Below are 17,088 nucleotides of genomic sequence, written 5' to 3'. Positions count from 1 at the left end.
CGGCGCTCCTGGGTGGGTATGGACTTGGTCCCCACCGATGTCGTCGGGCGGTCGTCATTTCTGGTGGCGCGGCTGGAGATCGATCTGTGCCGTTCGCACTCCGCCAGGTGTCGTTCCCTCGTTCCCTGATCACCTGACGGCTCTGACGAGGGAGCACCATGTCCAAGACCATCATCAACCACGTGAATCTCGCCGAATGGGCGACTGAGTACGACTCCGCCGACGTCGAATCGCGGCTCGCCGTCATCGGCGCCGACGCGGTGGAGCAGCGGATCGCCATCGTGCGGGAGCTGGTCCGGCTCGGCGGCGGGCAGCAGCCCGATCTCCGTCCCGAGCGGCTGCGGCGAGAACTCGACGAACTCGACGACGTGATCGAGGAGTACGTCGAGCGGACCCTCCATCGCGTCGCCCGCGCGGCGACCAGCGAAGAGTACACGGTGGAACGTAAGCGGCTGACCGCTGTCTTTCACGAGCTGGACGGGAGACTGCGGCATCGCAGGTTCCTGCTGGGATCGCGGATCACCATGCCCGACCTGCGGCTGTGGACCTTGCTGGTCCGGTACGACCTCGGCTACAACCCGCTGGTCAAAATCAGCAAGCTGCGGTTGATCGACTTCCCGCAGCTGTGGGCGTACGCCAGGGATCTGTACCAGCTTCCGCCGTTCCGTGACACCACCGACTTCGCCGCGATCGCCCGGATGGCCCAGGCGCCGCCGGCGTCCCCCTGGCGTGTCCTGGTCGAGCCGTACGCCGGCGACTGGGACTCACCGCACGGCCGCGAGGTCATCGCCTCGCACCACTGAAACACGAGCATGAGGAGCAAGGACATGGCAGTCGCCGGCACCGTGGCAGAGGCGTTCGTTCAGGAGTGGCATGACTGGCATCGGCGGCACGAGGCGGTGCGGGCCGATCGGCATGGGTTTCTCGCCGTCACCGGGCTGCACTGGCTGACGGCCGAGCCGCGGCGCGTGCCGGGCGCGCCCGGGGAGTGGTCGACCGGCGCCGAGGGAGTCGTGGTCACGTTCGGCGCGGGGGAGGAACTGGTCGTGGCCGGGTCTCCCCGCCGGGAGCGGTACGTTTTCGGCGTCATCCCCGAGCGCGGCGGGATCAACGCCGGATGGGGCGACGCGGTCATCGAGGTGGCCAAGCGGGGCGGGCACGACATCGTCCGGCCGAGGCATCCGGACCATCCGCTGCGGGTCGAGTACGCCGGCACGCCGGTGTTCGCGCCGGATCCGCGGTGGGTGATCGAGGGTCGTTATGTGCCGTTCGACCAGCCCCGGCCGACCACCGTCGGGGCCGCGGTGGAGGGGCTGGAGCACGTGTACCACGCGCCCGGGCGAATCGAATTCGAGCTCGATGGGCAGGCGCTGAGCCTCACGGCGTTCGACGGCTACGCACCGGGCAGCCTGACCGTCCTGTTCACCGACGCGACGTCCGGCGTCACCACATACACCGACAACCGCGTCCTGCAACTGGACGCGCCCGGCCCCGATGGCCGCGTGGTGCTCGACTTCAACCGGGCCGTGAACCTGCCATGCGCGTACACCGACTTCGCCACCTGCCCGCTGCCGCCTGCCGAGAACCGGCTGCCGGTCGCGATCGAGGCCGGCGAGAAGATCCCGTACGAGCGCGGCTGAACCCAGGAGGGGGCCGTCCGCGGCCATCGTGTGAAAGGAATGGCAGCGATGGCCACCCAGGCTCCTCCGAAAGATTGATGGCCTCGCTGACCGGGCTCGAACCGGCGTCCACCCGGTCTGGAGCCGGGCGCTCTACCACTGAGCTACAACGAGGGTGCGTCAATTATGGACGGAAACCGTGAGGGGCTGCGGCTATTTATCTGTCGTGGGCAGGTCGCTGATCACCACGCCGGAGGTCAGGCCGTGGTGGACGGCGGTGGCCAGGTCGGGGTTCATGCGTCGGCCGCTGAACGCCCCGGCCCGGCGCAACAGGGCGGCCCACACCGGGTCGGCGATGCTCACGCCGTGGACCAGCTCTGGCGTGGGCCGGAACACCGCCACCCCGCTCGGCGGGGCGGGTGCGGTCCAGCCTGACTGTTCCGGATCCAGCCCGGCGGCGCGGCAGAGGGTGTCCAGGTCGGAGCGCGTGCACACAGCTGTGCCGTCCAGCACCTCCCACGGAAGCGGGAGGGCCGCCCACACCTCCGTGTTCGGGTCGACGCCGCCGCCCGTGCTGCGATGCCAGGCGGCCAGGTCGGCGGCCATCAGGCGCATCACCTTGCCGGGGCAGGCCACGTCCAGCAGCTCGAGCGCGTCCAGGGACGCCAGGCAGGCCAGCCAGCCGGAGCGGGCCGCGTTGTAGGCCACCGCCAGGTTGTTCCACGTGGTGGAGTCGTCGCCTCGCCGTACGATCATGGTGGTGCGGTCGGTGGCAGGGTTCCAGCGGGCGCGCAGCAGGTCGGCGCTGTGTCGCATGACCGCCGACCACTGACCCAGCAGACGGCCGCGCTCCTCGTCGGTCAGCTGGGGCAGGACGTCGGGGGTCGCCCGTACCTGGGCGATCATCCACCAGTCGCTGCGGGGCTGGCACCGGTCGAGGAGCACCTGGGCGATCTCGTCGAACGGGTTGTCCCGGCCGGAGAGGCTGAACTCCCGGCGGGTCTTGCGCCGGGCGGTGTAGTACGCCACGAAACACGCCGCGTCCGGGTCGGCGAGGAACCTGTCCAGGGGGATGTCCGCGCCGAAGCCGGTGACACCGACCATGAGCAGGCGGCGTTTGTCCTGTTCGGTGCCCAGGATGGTCGCCTTGGCGGCGATCCGGCGTAGCACCCTGAACCGGCGGTTGTACTGGCGCTTGGACAGGTCCATTCCCACCGCCTCCCTGGCCTCCCGGTTGAGACGGTCAGCCAGGAAGTCGGTGTGTTCCGGCTCCCACTGGATCTCTTGCCCGACGGTCGCCGCGAACTCCAGCAGCGACTCAGGATCGTCGGGATCGGCCTCCACCCACCGGCCGAACAGGCGGTTCGCCGCCGCCACCTGGTTGGCGCCACCGACCGGTCTGGCGTAGTCGGCGGACATCGAGGAGAACGAACCGGTCCGGCGGAGGGAGTGCTGAGCCGCACGTTCCAGCACGACCTGCTCGCGCCGCGTCAGCCGACCGCTCAGCGCGGCGAGAACCAGGTCGGCGACGTCTTCGGGCCGGTAACGCCGGTCCAGCGAACGATGTAACTCGGCGAGAATCTGCCTCTCCTTGCGGAACGTCATGGAGGCATGATCCCAGCCGGTCCCGTAGAACTTCGACGGAAATATCCGTACTTGCGCTAAATGGCCGCGGTCGTGTGGGTGGCCTGGGTACGGGCGAATAGGCGGATCAGCCGACGGTCAAGCGTTCGCGCGCGCACAGGTCGCCGTGAGTCAGCTGTCCTCCGGGCCCAAGCGTGCTCCGGTTGGGGCGGTCGGTGCCGGCTCCTTCAGTTCGATGAAGATCGAGTGGGTTTCGGTGTCGCCGACGTTCTCGCCCGCGTGTTCCTGCGCACCGACCCAGCGCACCTGACCAGCGTCCAGCTCGACGTCGACCTGCCGTCCACCGGCGGTGAGCCTGCGCCGGAACGAGCTCAACGTGACCATTACCGTGTCGGGATGCCCATGCGTCGTGGTCTTGTCGCCGGGCCGGTCGCGGTATTCCAGGACCCGGACGCGCTCGTTCTCGAAGACCACCCGGTAGAGGTCGGGGTTGCCGATCACAGGATCGTTCATGGGACTACAGTACCATGATGGCATGCCAGTACCATATGAGCAGACCGGTCGCCACCAGCAGAAGGCCCGCACCCGTCAGGCCCTGGTCGACGCGACCCGTCGACTCCTGGCTCAAGGAGCGGACCCCACCGTCGAAGACGTGGCAGCCGAAGCGGGGATCTCCCGTACCACCGCATACCGCTACTTCCCGAACCAGCGCAGCCTGCTGACGGCCGCCCATCCCGAGATCGAACGGCACTCCCTGCTCCCCGAGGACGCGCCGGACGACCCGGCCGCCCGGCTCGACCTGGTCATGCGCGCCTTCGCCCGCCTGACCCTGGAATGGGAGCCCCAATTGCGCACCTCGCTGCGGTTGTCCCTCGATCCGGGCGCCGAGCAGCCGGTCCTGCGCCAGGGCCGTGCCATCGGCTGGATCGAGGACGCGCTCACGCCCCTGCGCACCACACACCCGAATCTGGACATTCACCGCCTGGCCGTGGCGATCCGCTCGGCGACCGGCATCGAGGCACTGATCTGGCTGACCGACATCGCCGGAATGACCCGCCAGGAGGCCGCCGACACGATGTGCTGGTCGGCCCACGCGATGCTCACCGCCGCCATCCGCGAATGACGGCCCCAGGTCGCACGCGTAGTTTCGCGCTGAGCGACTCGAAGCAGCGCGGTAACCGTCACCCTCGCCCGACGCGCACTGAACGGTTAGAAGTAGGCGGCGGTCGGGTGGGTGGCCTGGGCGCGGGCGTAGAGGCGGATCAGTGTGCGCATCCGGTAGTGGTCGGGGGCGCGGACCTCCAGTAGCTGGGCCTGGACCAGGGCGTCGAGGAACGTCTGGACGTCGTCGGTGTCGTCGTCCAGGAGGGCCGCGGCGTCGGGGGTCGTCATCTCGGGGAGATCGAGCAGGCCGAGAAGTTTGAAGAGCTCCCCGGCGGCGGGAATGTGGCTTAATTGACAAGCAATTTGACTTTGAGTTAGAGTGCGGTTCTTAGAGGTCCGAGATGCCCGCCCCAAGGGTGGTTGCGTGGGACCGATTCCCCTTGCAGGCGTTTCAGGAGAAAGCGCAAAGTTCTCTAGAGAACTTTGCGCAAGTGGTTGAAAGATTGCACGAGCCCGTGACCTGAGGAACAGGTCACGGGCTCTGCTTCAGTCACGACCTGGTACTTCAGGTCCCGAACGTCTCACATTGGTCGCTTACGTTGGCGTTGGTGCCACGACCCGGCCGCGCCACGTCCACGCCCGTGCCACAGTCGATGCTGTCATCGCCGTTCCCGGTCGTGATGGTGTCGTCGCCGGCGCCGCTGTTCACCAGGTTGTCGCCGCCGCCCGCGTCGATCCAGTCGTCGCCGCCGGTCGTGGTGATCTCGTCGTCGCCGCCCTGCGTCGCGACACAGTCGCTGCCGCCGTTACCGGTGACGCGGTCGTTGTCGTGCCGCCCGATGATCAGGTCGTTGCCACCGGTGCCGACGAGGGGGTTGTTGGCGCTCGTGGCGACGATGACGTTCTGGATCTCGATCCCGGCGCAGGCGCTGGCGGGCAGGCCGTTCGCCCGGATGCCGACGGTCCCCGTCCGCTGGATGCCGGTCAGCCCGGCGACCGTGCCGTTGCCCGGCACCTCGGTGTAGGTGAGGGAGCCGCCCGCGCCGACGGTCAAGGTGATCGGCGTGCCGTTCACCGTGACAGTGACGACCGCCGGCTCGCCGATGACCGTCGTGATAGTGCTGGTCTTGCCGGCGGCGGTGAGCCGGTAGGAGCCGCGTCCCAGCTCGATCGTCCCGAAGTTGTCGGCCAGCTGGAATCGTGCCGGGAGGGCACCCGGGCCGGCGCCCACCAGGACCCCGGCGGGGTTGTGGGCGTCGGAGATCGTGAGCGTACGGCCGTTGCGGTTGAGGATCTTGCCCGACGTTGTGCCGCCGAGGAGCTTGTCGGAGAACGTCTGGTTGCCCGGGTCGTTCGCCTGCGAGGCGCCGGGCGGGAACGTCACGTCCACGTCGTCGTTGATGCCGTCGTTGTCCGCGTCGAGGTCAACCAGTGTGCAGTTGAGGGTGCCGCTGCGCAGCGCGTGGCCGCCGGTGTTGCTGTCGTCGGACCAGAAGACGGGCTTGTGGCCGTCCACACACTCCGACTGCGGCGTGATCGTGAACCCCTCGTTGTTGAGGTTGGGCATCGAACCCGGACGCTCGTAGCGGGTGCTGACGGCGAACTTGCCGGTGGCGTCGATGTCCAGGATCGCGGTGCGGCCGGTGCAGGTGTCGTCGCACACCACCCAGAAACGCTTCGACTCGGGCTCGAACTCCAGGTCCATCACGCCGGGGAACCCGCTCACGATCGTGGCGATCCGGGTGAATCCGCCGCCGACCTGGTCGAGTGCGTACGCGTAGACGCTGCCGTTGCCCTCCAGGCCGACGAAGAACAGACCGTCGCCGTGGCCCGGGTAGCCAGCCGGGTCGTAGGCCGCGCCGGTGTGCTCGTCGAGGAAGCCGCGCGAGGTCAGGAACGAGTCGGGGATCCAGGAGATCGCCTCCAGCCCGGCGTTCGCGCCCACCGTCGGCAGGTCCGCGGTGAGGTTCCACTCCTTCGTGGCGGTGAGGGTGCCGGCCGTACCGGACGGGTCGAAGCGGAGCACGGTGGGGCGGCTGACGCCGCTGTTGCCGTTGTCGCGCTCGGTCGAGACGAACACGCCGCCCGCGAGACCGGCTCCGGTCAGGGTCACACCCTCGGCGTCGGGATCGCCGGTGCCGGTCGGGTAGCGCAGCGTCTTGCCGGTGTTCCAGCCGTCGGTCGTGGCTGGCGCCCAGGTGGCGCCGTCCCACTCCAGGCGGTAGAGCATGCCGGGGCCGTTCTTGACCGCCCAGAGCACGCCGGGGGTGCCGTCGCCGGACGCCTCGTAGGCCAGGCCGCTCATGTTGCCGCCGAGGAAGCCGGCGGCGTCGGCGGTGGCGACAGCCGCGCCACCCGGCCACGGCGAGGCGGGAACCTGCCCGGCGCACGTGTTCGCCGCGCCCATGCTCGGCGTCGTCGTTTCGGCGAACTCGCCGGTCCCGTCGGGGCAGCGGCCGTAGGTGGTCGTGGCGTGGGTGGTCCAGGTGTACGAATCCATGAGGGTCAGGCCGTCCGACAGGAACAGCCGGGCGGAGTCCGCGGCGCCGAGCCCGTAGGCCGTCTCCACGTCCACCGCCAGGAACGCACCGGGCGCGATCGTGGTGCCCGGAGCGATCGTGAAGATGTGCGTGTCATCGTTGTCCTTGACGAGCCAGCCCGACACGTCAACGGCTGCCGCGCCCGTGTTGACCAGCTCGACCCAGTCACCCGGCGTGCCACCGCTGGACTCGACCTCGTTGACCTTCACGACGGCCGCCGGCGTGCCGCAGTTGTTCGCCGCGCCCTTGGTCGCCAGAGCGGTGTCCGCGAACGCGCCGACACCATTCGGGCAGCGCCCGTAGGTCGTCGCGGCATGCGAGGTCCAGCTGTACGAATCGACGAGAGTGACACCATCCGCCAGGAACAGCCGAGCGGAGTCCGCGGCGCCGAGCCCGTAGGCCGTCTCGACGTCCAGGGCCAGGAAGGTCCCGGGGGCAATCGTGGTACCCGACGAAATCGTGAAGATGTGCGTGTCGTCGTTGTCCTTGACGAGCCAGCCCGACAGGTCCACCGGAATCGGACCGACGTTGACCAGTTCCACCCAGTCGCCCGGCGTGCCGCCGCTGGACTCGACCTCGTTGAGCTTCACGAAAGCCGAAGGCGTGCCGCAATCGTTCGCCGCGCCCTTGGTCGATGCCACGGTGGCGGCGAACGCGCCGGTCCCGTCGGGGCAACGGCCATAGGTGATCGGGGCGTGCGTGGGCCAGGTGTAGGAATCCACGAGGGTCAGGCCGTCCGGCAGGAACACCCGAGCCGAGTCCGCGCCGCCCAGACCGTAGGCCGTGTCCACGTCGAGGGCCAGGAACGCGCCGGGGGCGATCGTGGTACCGGAGGCGATCGTGAAGATGTGGGTGTCGTCGTTGTCCTTGACGAGCCAGCCGGAGAGGTCGACGGGAGTCGTACCGGTGTTGACCAGTTCGACCCAGTCACCCGGGGTGCCGCCGTTGGACTCGACCTCGTTGACCTTTATGGACGGAACCGGTTCCGCCGCCGAGGCGGGTGACACGAGGAGTGGAATAGCGGTCAGGAACGCGATTACTAAGGTGGCTGTCCCACGCCAATACTTACGCAATTTTGGGCCCTCTTCACAGGTCGCCGCAGCAGACCACTAGCAGTAACGTGCTAGCAGCCTTGTGTATCTCGGCGGCCGGCAGGCAAATGTTGAGCGAACAGTGAGTGATCTTCGCGCGAGGGCCTGGAACGGGCCAATTCAGGCCACCCGCATTCTCACATGAGATTCTTCGCTTAGGAATTCATCGTTAAGCCGCTATTGCTCGGGTGCCTGACGGGGGGCCTATCAGTGCTCCGCCCGGGCCGCCTTGCCCAGGCGTGGGCCGAGGCCGAAGTAGTGGCGGAAGTTGTAAATCAGCGGGCTCCACACGGTCGGGTTGATATGGGAGGTGCCGTCGATGACGATGCCGGTGTCCGCGTGCACCCGGACCGCCGTGGCTTCGACGATGATGAATTGTTCAGATGCGTCGGGCCGCAGGCTGGTGACCGTGGCCTCGATCTGTGCCGGGCACTCGGCGATGCGGGGCGGGCGTACCAGTTCGGATGGGGTCGGGTGCCATCCGGCCGCGCCGAACTTGTCCGGGGCGAAGCGGCACTCGGCCGGTTTGCCGGCCGGGACCGGATCGGCGCCGGTGAGCAGGGCGAGGCGCTCGACCTGCTGCCACTGGTCAGGCGAGGGGAAGTTGATCACAAGTTCGGGTCTGGCCCGGAGGTTGTGGACGGTGTGGCCGTTCGCGCCGAGGCCGAGGAGGAAGACGTTGCCCAGTGCCCATGCGGAGGAAATCGGCGCGAGATTCGCGGTGCCGTCCGCGTTCTCGGACGACAGGACCACGACGGGCGTGCCGAAATATAGGATGCTGGGCGTGATCACGCGGTGCGTGCCCCGGTCTGTCAAGGTCATGGGCCCATCGTGCGGGCCGGAGTGTTCGGTGCCGCCCGAAACGATGGGCGGATACTAAGGACGTATGACTGTTCAGGTGGACGCGGCTTCGGGAATAGCGGAACTGGCGGCGATCTTCGCCGATCGCTCGCGGGCGTCGATGTGTGTGGCCCTGCTCGACGGACGCGCCTGGACCGCGGGCGAACTGGCAAAATACGCCGGCATTGCCCGCTCGACGGCCACCGAGCATCTGAACCTGCTCGTCGCCGCCGACGTGCTCGCCGAGGAACGCCAGGGCAGGCATCGCTACCTGCGGCTGGCCGGTACCGAGATCGCCGAGCTGATCGAGACCCTGGCCGCACACACTCCACCCAGCCGCGAGCACCCGCGCACACTACGCACCGTGACGACACAGGCGGCCCTGGCGCGCGCCAGGACGTGCTACGACCACATCGCCGGCTGGCTGGGCGTCGCCGTCACCGACGCGATGACCGACCAGGACATGCTCACTCGCCACGACGGCTGGACGCTCACCGCCAGCGGCCTGGGCTGGCTGCGCGACTTGGGCGCGGACACCGAGGCACTGCGTCGGACACGCCGTCCGATGGTTCGCAGCTGCCTGGACTGGACCGAACGCCGCCCGCACCTGGCCGGAGCCGCCGGCGCGGCCGTCTGCAGCCGATTCTTCGAAATCGGCTGGACCGAACGAATCGGCTCCAACCGCGCGATCCGCCTCACCGCACCAGGCGAGGCCGCCCTGCTGAACCAACTCAACCTCCGCTGGAGCAGCCTTTAGGGCTCAGTACGCCTCGGCGCACCGACGAACGTCACCGGGAGGCGACCTGGCTACGGCGAACGACTCCTAGATCCAGGAATCCACGCCGTGGCCGACGCTACCCCCGCCTAGAATTAGGCTAGAGCCCAGCAATATGGTGGCTTCCCCGCTATCCCTGGAAGGGCTGATGATGGCCGACGAACCCGCCATTGAGGACAAACTCAAGTCGCACGTGCCGCACACGGCGCGGATCTGGAACTACTGGCTGGGCGGTAAAGATCATTTTCCCGTGGACCGGGAGGTCGGGGACCGGGTTCGGGAGATCTTCCCCGTGGTGATCGAGCTGGCGCGGGCCGACCGGCTGTTCCTGGGACGGGCTGTACGGTACCTGGCCGCCGAGGTGGGAATCCGGCAGTTCCTCGACATCGGCACAGGGCTGCCCACCCAAGACAACACCCACGAGGTCGCACAGCAGGTGGCCCCCGAGTCGCGGATCGTCTACGTCGACAACGATCCGCTGGTGCTGGTGCACGCGCGAGCCCTGCTGACCAGCTCCGCGGAGGGCGCCACCGACTACATCGACGCCGACTTACGCAACCCGGACACCATCCTGCGGGACGCGGCCAAGACGCTGGACTTCTCCCAGCCGGTGGCGATCATGCTGCTGGGCGTCATGCATTTCATAGGCGACGACAATGAGCTGCAGCGGATCATCGACCGGCTGGTGGCCGCGGTGCCATCCGGGAGCTACGTGGCGGTGGCCAACACCACCACGGCGGTCAACGGCGAGGCTACCGCCGAGGCGGTGCGCGTGTGGAACATCGACGCCCAGCCAAAGCTGAAGCTGCGGACCCCTAAGCGGATCGCCGAGTTCTTCGACGGCCTTGAAGTGGTGGAGCCGGGGTGGGTCTCGTGCTCGCGGTGGCGCCCCGACCTGGAGTGGGACGGCAGCCTGCCGGTCGAGGTCGACCAGTGGTGCGGGGTCGTACGCAAGCCATAAGGTCCACGGGTTCGGCGCATCGTGCGGACCGCCGAACCACGCCGCAGCGCGAAGCCCTTCTCGACGATGCCGAGACGGTGACGATCCACTTCAACCCGGACACGGGCATGACCACTCCCTTCGACGATCGCATGGAGGTGGACCTCGATGGCGTGTTCGTCGCCGGCACCAACGGGGAGTTCCCAGCGCTGGACGACGCCGTGCCCGATTCGGCCGTACCAGGGGATGTCATAGCTTGCGGATGGCGGTGGCGCAGAAGTCGAAGCTGTCCTGTTTACGCTGGACGAGGGTGCATTCGACCTCGTCGCCCGGGTGGAGTTCTCGGAACCCTGTCGCGATTATGTCGCTGAAGTGCGCCCAGGCGTCGTGCCCCTCGGGTAGTTCTGGGGAGGAGATCGCGCCCCAGCCCTTGTCGCTCTTCCAGAACTTCACGGTTCCGCGTGCCATGATCTCAGTCTGCATCGCGAGGGACGGGTGTGTCGGACGCTGGGCCCATATCGAGTTTCATGAGGTCAGCGGATGATTTGGGTTTCACGTGAAGAGGGTGTTTCATGCCTGGGACGGCCCGCGAACGACTTGCTGAGCTGCTCGGTGAGGCGAAGTCTCCCGCGTCGAGTGTCTACCGAAAACTCTTCATGGCCGATCTGTCGGTGGCGGTCGACGGACTCGGTCCGCTTCAGTTCCCTGTCTCCGAGGAGCAGGCCATCCGGTTGCGCGGGCTCGGCCACCGTGCGCGGTTCGGGCGTGGCGAGCAGACCCTGACCGACCCGGAGGTCCGCGATACCTGGGAGATCCCCAAGGACCTGGTGCGCATGGAGTGGACAGACGCGTTCAAGGCCGTCCTCGAGGTGATGCGCGACGAGCTGGGACTGCCACCGCACTGCGAGCTCACGCCGGACTTCCATTCCATGCTCGTGTATGAGACCGGCCAATTCTTCGTCACACACCAAGACTCCGAGAAGGACGACTCCATGGTCGGCACCTTGGTGGTGACGCTGCCGTCCGCGCACACCGGCGGTGAGCTCCTCATCGAACACCGCGGCCAGACCGCGGAGTACCGGGGGTCGAAGGTCGCGGTCTCGCTGGTCGCCTTCTATGCCGACTGCCGTCACCAGGTCCTCCCGGTAAAGACGGGGAACCGGATCACCCTCACGTACAACCTGCTCTTGACGGGAGACAGCAGCGCCTCAGCCGAGGACACGCTGGCTGGTGAGCTCGCAGCCTGTCTCGACGAGCACTTCGCGACTCCGGTCACCCTCGCGTACGGCGGCGGCCAGGCCGATCCGCCAACGCGGTTGGCGTACCTGCTCGATCATGAGTACACCGCCCGGGGGCTGAGCTGGTCCCGGCTGAAGGGCGCCGACGCCGACCGTGCCGCCCTGTTGAGGGCGGCAGCGGACAAGGCGGGCTGTGACGTGGTACTGGCCCTGGCGGAAATCCAGGAAACCTGGGATGCCATCGATTCCGATGAGGAGGACTACGACTATGACGACTACTTGGAGGAGGACTCCGACGAAGCCGACGACGGGCAGTACGTTCTTCAGGACTTGATCGATTCGGACATCACGCTCGCGCACTGGGTCGGTCCGGGGGGAGGCCAACCCGAGGAGATCTCGCTGACTCTCCGCGACGCGGAGGTGGCTGCGACGACTCCATCGGCTGGTCTTACGCCCTACGCCTCGGAGTACGAGGGCTATATGGGCAACTATGGCAACACACTGGACCGCTGGTACCGGCGGGCGGCGGTCGTCGTCTGGCCCCGGAATCAGGGCTTCGCCAACAGAGCCCAGGCATCCCCAGCCTGGGCGCTGGACGAACTCGGCAAGATGATCCGCGCGGGAGACGTCACGAACGCCCGCGACGCGGCACAGGCCTTGGTGCCGTTCTGGGACGCTGCGGTCCGTTCCGGTCCGCAGGACGAACTCCTCGGAAGAGCACTCGGGACCGTCAAGGGACTGGATGACGCGGAGACGGCCGCGATGCTCCTACACCCGTTCCAGCTTGAGCGACTGGTTCCTGACCACGCGTCAGCGCTCGTGGACCTGGCCGCGCACTACGGCCAAACCTGGATGGCCGCTCTCCTGCGCGACTGGTCCGAAGCTTGGCGGCCTGGAACCCTCGGATATTCCCCGGAGCTGCTGGAATGGCTCTCGGGTCTCCCGCAACTGTGCACGGCCTTGCTGGCCACCGGGAGCGAGGGGGTCACGACCGCCCGCCGTGTCCTGGACCTGTCGTGGGAGTGGTTCGCGGGCGGAGTCCGACCCTCACTCACAGGGCCATCCTCCAACGGCCAAGACGAGTGGCTGGCCGACCTTGGCCGACCGTTCGCCGGCATCCTCACGGCCGCGGCTCAGGCCGGGTCGGACGCAGTGCTGGACGACGCCGTCAAGCTCGGACATGCGGACGGCGACCAGGTGATCCTGCTTGTGACGGCCGCGCTGCGGGCTGCCGGGACCCTGCCAGCACACACCGGCCGCGGTTTCGACGAACTGGCCGTCGGCTGCGCCGAACGGATCCGGTCGTCGCTCGCCCAGCCGCAGCGCGCGCCCGATGACTGGTCGATCGAGCCGCCCACCGGCTGCGCGTGTGATCTGTGCGCGACGCTTGGCGCGTTCCTCCGGGACCCGAAGCGGCGTACCTTCGCGTGGCCGCTCGCGAAGGCGGGCCGAGCGCATGTCCACGCTCTGATAGATATGGCCGAGTTGCCGGTCCGCCACGAGACCAGGCGGCAGGGCCGGCCGTACACCCTCGTGCTGACCAAGACCGAGGCGCTCTTCGAACGAGAGCGTCTCGCCCGTACCCGTAACGAGGCAGACCTAGCCTGGCTCACGAAGACCTGGAAGATTCCCGTCTGATCCGGCTCATGCGCCGCTCCGTCGCGGGCGTCGCATCCAATTGGTTCGAACCGAGAATCTCGTTGGTCCAATGTGCCCGGACCGCACCGGATAGGGCGATCCGGATGAGCAGGGTCGCGGACCTCATTGCCGTACAGCACATGCGCGTCGTACACCACGGCGAACGCCATCAGTACAGGTCCAGTTCCTCGCTGAGGGAAATGAGGTCGTCAGCGGCCTTGCGCCTGCCGGCATCGCTCTGGCGCTTGTAGGCCATGAGATCCTCGAACCGGACACGCCGGCGCCGCCCGACGAGCCGATGCGGAATCTTTCCCGCCTCGAGCAGCCCGATGAGGTAGGGCCTGGACACGTTCAGCAGGTCCGCCGCCTGCCGTGTGGTCAGCTCGGCATGGTTGGGCATCGCTGTCACACCCCGCCCCTCGGCGAACTGGCGAATCTGATCATTCACCCATCATGCGCGTCGAGGAGGTCCAGATAGCCTTGAACGGCCTCCCACAGATAGTGCTCTGGATAGCGACCGGACCCCCGATGCTCATGGCGCCACTCGTGATCCCAATACCTTTCATGGACGGCGCGCAGGTGGCGCAGCGCTGCCCGAAGTTCCTCAGCCGTCTGAGCATGTTCTTCGCCGGGGTCTGGGATCACCTGTCGCAGGTGGTCGAAACGACGCTCGGACAGCGCGTCGAGCACGACCTCATCTGGGCCGTCCAGCGACCAGAACCGGACCGGGCCGCGGATGAGGTGGTTCCATACGGGATCCAGGTGGGAGCGCCACCAATAGGCGACCCCGCCCTTGTCTAGCCGGAAGAGATCGACCAGCCACGCGGTGCCAGGGGGATGCGACTCCCAGGGGACCTCTTCAGGTGGGAGGTTCAGTACGAAAGCGACCTGCACGTGGTCGAGCGGATCCGCACCGGCGAGCAGGTCGCCGAACACATAGGCCTCGTGTAGGAAAGGTTCCTCCAGCTGCAGTAGCTTGGTCCGCTCGCAGGCCTCGGCGAGCGTCCGAAGCCTCTCCACCGCTCTGCGATAGCGCATCACCCACCACCTCTCGCAGAGCAGAGCGTAGCCGTCTGGTGCGGCCTGGCCGCCGCCTTTCGATACGCCGAACGGATCCGGTCGGTCGTACCGATCGGATCCGTTCGCCGGTTAACGGGTCAGGGGCTGGTGCAGGTGGCGGTTGGGGTGGCTGCGGTGCCGTTGGCGGTGAAGCCGAAGGTGGTGGAGGAGTTTGCGGCGATGGAGCCGTTGTAAGGGGCGTTGCGGACCGTCACGGCGGAGCCGGATACGGTCTGGACGCCGTTCCACAGGTTGATGAAGGTCTGGCCGCTGGGCCAGGTCCACCGGACGGTCCATCCGCTGACCGGTGCGTTGCCCGCTTGTACGGTCACCGTCGACTGGAACCCGCCCGGCCAGCTGTTGACCGTGGTGATCGTCGCCGAGCAGGCCCCCGGAACCGGAGACGGCGAAGGCGAGGGCGAAGGTGTCGGAGTAGGCGTCGGTGTCGGGGTGGGAGTGGGCGTCGGGGTGGGAGTCGGGCTGGGGTTGGGGGTTACGGCGTTGAGGGCGTTCAGGACGGAGGTGTAGGCAGGCTTCTTGTTGCCGCTGCCGTCGAACAGGAGAGGGGTGTCGCCCGAGCGCCAGGAGTCGCTGTCGCGGACGCCCCACACGGTGATGCCGACGCAGCGCGGAACGGCCAGGCAGTCGTTGGTCACGTTGGCGTAGGTCGTGGCAGAGGCGCCCTGGATGTCCAGCTCGGTGATGGCCACGTCGACGCCGAGGGCGGCGAAGCTCTGTATGGTCGTGCGGAAGTTGCTGTTGTACGGGCTGCCGCTGTTGAAGTGGGCCTGAAGGCCGACGCAGTCGATCGGCACGCCGCGCTGCTTGAAGTCGCGGACCATGTTATAGACGGCCTGGGTCTTGGCCCAGGTCCAGTTGTCGATGTTGTAGTCGTTGTAGCAGAGCTTGGCGGCCGGGTCGGCGGTCCTGGCCGTACGGAAGGCGACCTCGATCCAGTCGTTGCCGGTCCGCTGGAGGTTGGAGTCGCGGCGGCCGCCGCCGTTGCCGTCGGCGAAAGCCTCGTTGACGACGTCCCAGGCGTAGATGTTGCCGCGGTAGTGGGCCATCACGCCGTTGATGTGGTCGATCATCGCCTGGCGCAGGGTGCTGCCGGACAGGGACTGCATCCATCCGGGCTGCTGGGAGTGCCAGGCCAGGGTGTGGCCGCGTACCCGTTTGCCGTTCTGCCGGGCCCAGTTGAAGACGCGGTCGCCGTTGGTGAAGTTGAACTGGCCCCGGTTCGGCTCGGTGGCGTCGATCTTCATCTCGTTCTCGGCCGTCACCATGTCGAACTCACGGTTGGCGATCGTGGTGTACGCCGCTTCGCCGAGCTTGCCGGCGTTGATCGCGGTGCCGAAGTACCGGCCGCTCTGCTGCGCCGCCGCGCCGAGCGTGCTCGCCGCGGCGTCGGCGGGGATCGGCGCTAGCAGCGCCATGCCGAGCACCCCGACGGCGCCGGCGATCAGGGCCTGGCGCAGACCGTTGAAGCGTCGCCTGGTCGCGGGGGGTGATAAGGCGTTCGTGCCCATGCCTGAGCCTCCATAACTGGATCACGGAAGAGGGGAAACGCGGGAGCATCCCGCGGGATCGACGCCGCGCCCTATCACCGGAACGCACACCACCAGGGCGTCGCGGACGGCGACCCGCTGCCGTGCACCACCGACCTGGCAGGGGAGACCGCTCGGAGACTCAGGGTGGAGAACTCTCCGAAATTTGTCAAGATCTCCCTGAAAGTTTCGGTTACCCGCCCGCCGATACGCGCTTTACAAGTGCGCCAACGGCTGACCTTGCCAATGAAATTTTCGGCGAGCTCGTCATCCTGAGCGCCGATGGAATTTTCATTGAAGCGTCCGTACCGATCGACGCGGGTACCCAGATGAGCCGCGCCTGGCCCGCGCCTATCACGGAACGGCAGGGGTCGCCCCTTGACGGCAGGTCTCCACCTCGTATTAGCTCCGCTCCACCACCACTTCCCACCTCCCGACGGAGAAAGGAACACGATTGGCAGAGCGGTGTTAACGCTAACGCTCCAGTGCTCTCCCCAATGGACTCGATCGCGCCGCCAAGGAGATCGTCGGTACGAGGCTCATGTTCATTTCTGGAGGCGGAATCTGAGATGCGTGATCAACGGAGAATCGATCACTGAGACCTTGTCCAGGCTGCCGGCAGCAGACGAGTCGAACAGGCGGATCCCAGCACCGATCAGCACCGGCGCCAGCGCGATCCGCATCTCGTCGATCAGGCCGGCCGCCAGGCACTGGCCGGCGACGTCCGCACCGCCCGCCACGACGATGTCCCGGTCCCCCGCCACCGATTTCGCCATCCGGACCGCGGCGTAAATGCCGTCGGAGACGAAGGTGAACGACGTCTCCCCCTTCGCGGGCTTTTCGGGGCGATCGTGGGAAAGCACGAAGTGTTCCACGTCGAAGGGGTTATCGAGGAAGCCGTCCTGCTCGGCTCCGAGGTCGTACGTGCGCCGGCCCATGATCACGGCTCCCGTGTTCCGGATGAGCTCGGTGATGACCTGACGGTCGCCCTCAGCAGGCGAGAACCACCAGTGATGGAGGCCGCGATCTTCGCCGTTCGGCCCGGCGATGAATCCGTCCAGCGACATCGTCATATCCAGCAAGATCATGCCCATGGTGACTCCTTGAGATGGG

16 protein-coding genes and 1 tRNA gene are annotated in these 17,088 nt (G+C 67.5%); 6 read left to right on the top strand and 11 right to left on the bottom strand.

All coding sequences use genetic code 11. The features are described from left to right. Window positions 1-158: 158 nt before the first annotated feature. Both Amac_RS29245 and Amac_RS29240 read left to right on the top strand, forming a co-directional pair. Complete coding sequence (locus Amac_RS29245) at window positions 159-803, top strand: glutathione S-transferase C-terminal domain-containing protein (RefSeq protein WP_155357608.1); 645 nt, start codon at window positions 159-161, stop codon at window positions 801-803. A gap of 24 nt (window positions 804-827) precedes the next feature. Further along, window positions 828-1,640, top strand: a complete 813-nt coding sequence (locus Amac_RS29240; RefSeq protein WP_155357607.1) for a DUF1684 domain-containing protein — start codon at window positions 828-830, stop codon at window positions 1,638-1,640. Window positions 1,641-1,718: 78 nt separating this feature from the next. On the opposite strand, the gene Amac_RS29235 is transcribed toward Amac_RS29240, so the two are convergent. From Amac_RS29235 to Amac_RS29225, 3 genes are all read right to left on the bottom strand, one after another. Next, window positions 1,719-1,793, bottom strand: a tRNA-Trp gene (locus Amac_RS29235). Window positions 1,794-1,832: 39 nt separating this feature from the next. Continuing rightward, window positions 1,833-3,224: a hypothetical protein gene (locus tag Amac_RS29230; RefSeq protein WP_155357606.1), complete on the bottom strand. Its 1,392-nt coding sequence runs from the start codon at window positions 3,222-3,224 to the stop codon at window positions 1,833-1,835. A 150-nt stretch (window positions 3,225-3,374) separates the two neighbouring features. Further along, the gene (locus Amac_RS29225; protein WP_155357605.1) at window positions 3,375-3,716 is read right to left on the bottom strand and encodes a cupin domain-containing protein; all 342 of its coding nucleotides are present in this window, start codon (window positions 3,714-3,716) and stop codon (window positions 3,375-3,377) included. Between the two features lie 22 nt (window positions 3,717-3,738). Here Amac_RS29225 and Amac_RS29220 point away from each other — a divergent pair, with 22 nt between their 5' ends. Further along, window positions 3,739-4,326 carry a TetR/AcrR family transcriptional regulator gene (locus Amac_RS29220; protein WP_155357604.1) on the top strand — a complete coding sequence of 196 codons (588 nt, stop codon included), beginning with the start codon at window positions 3,739-3,741 and terminating at the stop codon, window positions 4,324-4,326. 86 nt (window positions 4,327-4,412) lie between these two features. Here Amac_RS29220 and Amac_RS29215 read toward each other — a convergent pair whose 3' ends face one another. The 3 genes from Amac_RS29215 to Amac_RS29200 all read right to left on the bottom strand — a co-directional run bounded on the left by Amac_RS29215 (window position 4,413) and on the right by Amac_RS29200 (window position 8,760). After that, the gene (locus tag Amac_RS29215; RefSeq protein ID WP_155357603.1) at window positions 4,413-4,595 is read right to left on the bottom strand and encodes a hypothetical protein; all 183 of its coding nucleotides are present in this window, start codon (window positions 4,593-4,595) and stop codon (window positions 4,413-4,415) included. A gap of 277 nt (window positions 4,596-4,872) precedes the next feature. After that, complete coding sequence (locus tag Amac_RS55375; protein WP_170322707.1) at window positions 4,873-7,854, bottom strand: lamin tail domain-containing protein; 2,982 nt, start codon at window positions 7,852-7,854, stop codon at window positions 4,873-4,875. 291 nt (window positions 7,855-8,145) lie between these two features. Next, a complete protein-coding gene (locus tag Amac_RS29200; RefSeq protein WP_155357602.1) occupies window positions 8,146-8,760 on the bottom strand; it encodes a flavin reductase family protein in 615 nt (204 codons plus the stop codon). Between the two features lie 64 nt (window positions 8,761-8,824). Between Amac_RS29200 and Amac_RS29195 the strand changes: the two genes are divergently transcribed. Together Amac_RS29195 and Amac_RS29190 are read left to right on the top strand one after the other, a co-directional pair. Next, a complete protein-coding gene (locus tag Amac_RS29195) occupies window positions 8,825-9,535 on the top strand; it encodes an ArsR/SmtB family transcription factor (RefSeq protein WP_155357601.1) in 711 nt (236 codons plus the stop codon). Window positions 9,536-9,704: 169 nt separating this feature from the next. Beyond that, window positions 9,705-10,514: an SAM-dependent methyltransferase gene (locus tag Amac_RS29190; RefSeq protein WP_155357689.1), complete on the top strand. Its 810-nt coding sequence runs from the start codon at window positions 9,705-9,707 to the stop codon at window positions 10,512-10,514. Between the two features lie 228 nt (window positions 10,515-10,742). Here the strand turns inward: Amac_RS29190 and Amac_RS29185 are convergent, their stop codons facing one another. Continuing rightward, the gene (locus Amac_RS29185) at window positions 10,743-10,961 is read right to left on the bottom strand and encodes a cold-shock protein (RefSeq protein ID WP_155357600.1); all 219 of its coding nucleotides are present in this window, start codon (window positions 10,959-10,961) and stop codon (window positions 10,743-10,745) included. 104 nt (window positions 10,962-11,065) lie between these two features. Between Amac_RS29185 and Amac_RS29180 the strand changes: the two genes are divergently transcribed. After that, window positions 11,066-13,369 (top strand): 2OG-Fe(II) oxygenase, encoded by a 2,304-nt coding sequence (locus tag Amac_RS29180; RefSeq protein WP_155357599.1) that lies wholly within the window; start codon window positions 11,066-11,068, stop codon window positions 13,367-13,369. A 169-nt stretch (window positions 13,370-13,538) separates the two neighbouring features. Here the strand turns inward: Amac_RS29180 and Amac_RS29175 are convergent, their stop codons facing one another. The 4 genes from Amac_RS29175 to Amac_RS29160 all read right to left on the bottom strand — a co-directional run bounded on the left by Amac_RS29175 (window position 13,539) and on the right by Amac_RS29160 (window position 17,069). After that, window positions 13,539-13,769: an excisionase family DNA-binding protein gene (locus tag Amac_RS29175; RefSeq protein WP_155357688.1), complete on the bottom strand. Its 231-nt coding sequence runs from the start codon at window positions 13,767-13,769 to the stop codon at window positions 13,539-13,541. A 44-nt stretch (window positions 13,770-13,813) separates the two neighbouring features. After that, window positions 13,814-14,407 carry a DUF7711 family protein gene (locus tag Amac_RS29170; protein WP_170322706.1) on the bottom strand — a complete coding sequence of 198 codons (594 nt, stop codon included), beginning with the start codon at window positions 14,405-14,407 and terminating at the stop codon, window positions 13,814-13,816. Between the two features lie 119 nt (window positions 14,408-14,526). Further along, window positions 14,527-15,957 carry a glycoside hydrolase family 10 protein gene (locus Amac_RS29165; protein WP_155357597.1) on the bottom strand — a complete coding sequence of 477 codons (1,431 nt, stop codon included), beginning with the start codon at window positions 15,955-15,957 and terminating at the stop codon, window positions 14,527-14,529. A 563-nt stretch (window positions 15,958-16,520) separates the two neighbouring features. Beyond that, on the bottom strand, window positions 16,521-17,069 hold the full coding sequence (locus tag Amac_RS29160; protein WP_218041344.1) for a dihydrofolate reductase family protein: 549 nt from the start codon (window positions 17,067-17,069) through the stop codon (window positions 16,521-16,523). Window positions 17,070-17,088: the final 19 nt, after the last annotated feature.

This window comes from Acrocarpospora macrocephala (genome assembly GCF_009687865.1).
GTDB classification, from domain to species: Bacteria; Actinomycetota; Actinomycetes; order Streptosporangiales; family Streptosporangiaceae; genus Acrocarpospora; species Acrocarpospora macrocephala.
This window is presented reverse-complemented; position numbering and strand designations above follow the sequence as displayed.

What these genes read in the sequence shown, in the direction of transcription:
- Amac_RS29245 (WP_155357608.1), top strand. Translation starts at nt 159, where the DNA reads ATGTCCAAGACCATCATCAACCACGTGAATCTCGCCGAATGGGCGACT.
- Amac_RS29240 (WP_155357607.1), top strand. Translation starts at nt 828, where the DNA reads ATGGCAGTCGCCGGCACCGTGGCAGAGGCGTTCGTTCAGGAGTGGCAT.
- Amac_RS29230 (WP_155357606.1), bottom strand. Translation starts at nt 3,224, where the DNA reads ATGACGTTCCGCAAGGAGAGGCAGATTCTCGCCGAGTTACATCGTTCG.
- Amac_RS29225 (WP_155357605.1), bottom strand. Translation starts at nt 3,716, where the DNA reads ATGAACGATCCTGTGATCGGCAACCCCGACCTCTACCGGGTGGTCTTC.
- Amac_RS29220 (WP_155357604.1), top strand. Translation starts at nt 3,739, where the DNA reads ATGCCAGTACCATATGAGCAGACCGGTCGCCACCAGCAGAAGGCCCGC.
- Amac_RS29215 (WP_155357603.1), bottom strand. Translation starts at nt 4,595, where the DNA reads ATGACGACCCCCGACGCCGCGGCCCTCCTGGACGACGACACCGACGAC.
- Amac_RS29200 (WP_155357602.1), bottom strand. Translation starts at nt 8,760, where the DNA reads ATGACCTTGACAGACCGGGGCACGCACCGCGTGATCACGCCCAGCATC.
- Amac_RS29195 (WP_155357601.1), top strand. Translation starts at nt 8,825, where the DNA reads ATGACTGTTCAGGTGGACGCGGCTTCGGGAATAGCGGAACTGGCGGCG.
- Amac_RS29190 (WP_155357689.1), top strand. Translation starts at nt 9,705, where the DNA reads ATGGCCGACGAACCCGCCATTGAGGACAAACTCAAGTCGCACGTGCCG.
- Amac_RS29185 (WP_155357600.1), bottom strand. Translation starts at nt 10,961, where the DNA reads ATGGCACGCGGAACCGTGAAGTTCTGGAAGAGCGACAAGGGCTGGGGC.
- Amac_RS29180 (WP_155357599.1), top strand. Translation starts at nt 11,066, where the DNA reads ATGCCTGGGACGGCCCGCGAACGACTTGCTGAGCTGCTCGGTGAGGCG.
- Amac_RS29175 (WP_155357688.1), bottom strand. Translation starts at nt 13,769, where the DNA reads ATGCCCAACCATGCCGAGCTGACCACACGGCAGGCGGCGGACCTGCTG.
- Amac_RS29170 (WP_170322706.1), bottom strand. Translation starts at nt 14,407, where the DNA reads ATGCGCTATCGCAGAGCGGTGGAGAGGCTTCGGACGCTCGCCGAGGCC.
- Amac_RS29165 (WP_155357597.1), bottom strand. Translation starts at nt 15,957, where the DNA reads ATGGGCACGAACGCCTTATCACCCCCCGCGACCAGGCGACGCTTCAAC.
- Amac_RS29160 (WP_218041344.1), bottom strand. Translation starts at nt 17,069, where the DNA reads ATGGGCATGATCTTGCTGGATATGACGATGTCGCTGGACGGATTCATC.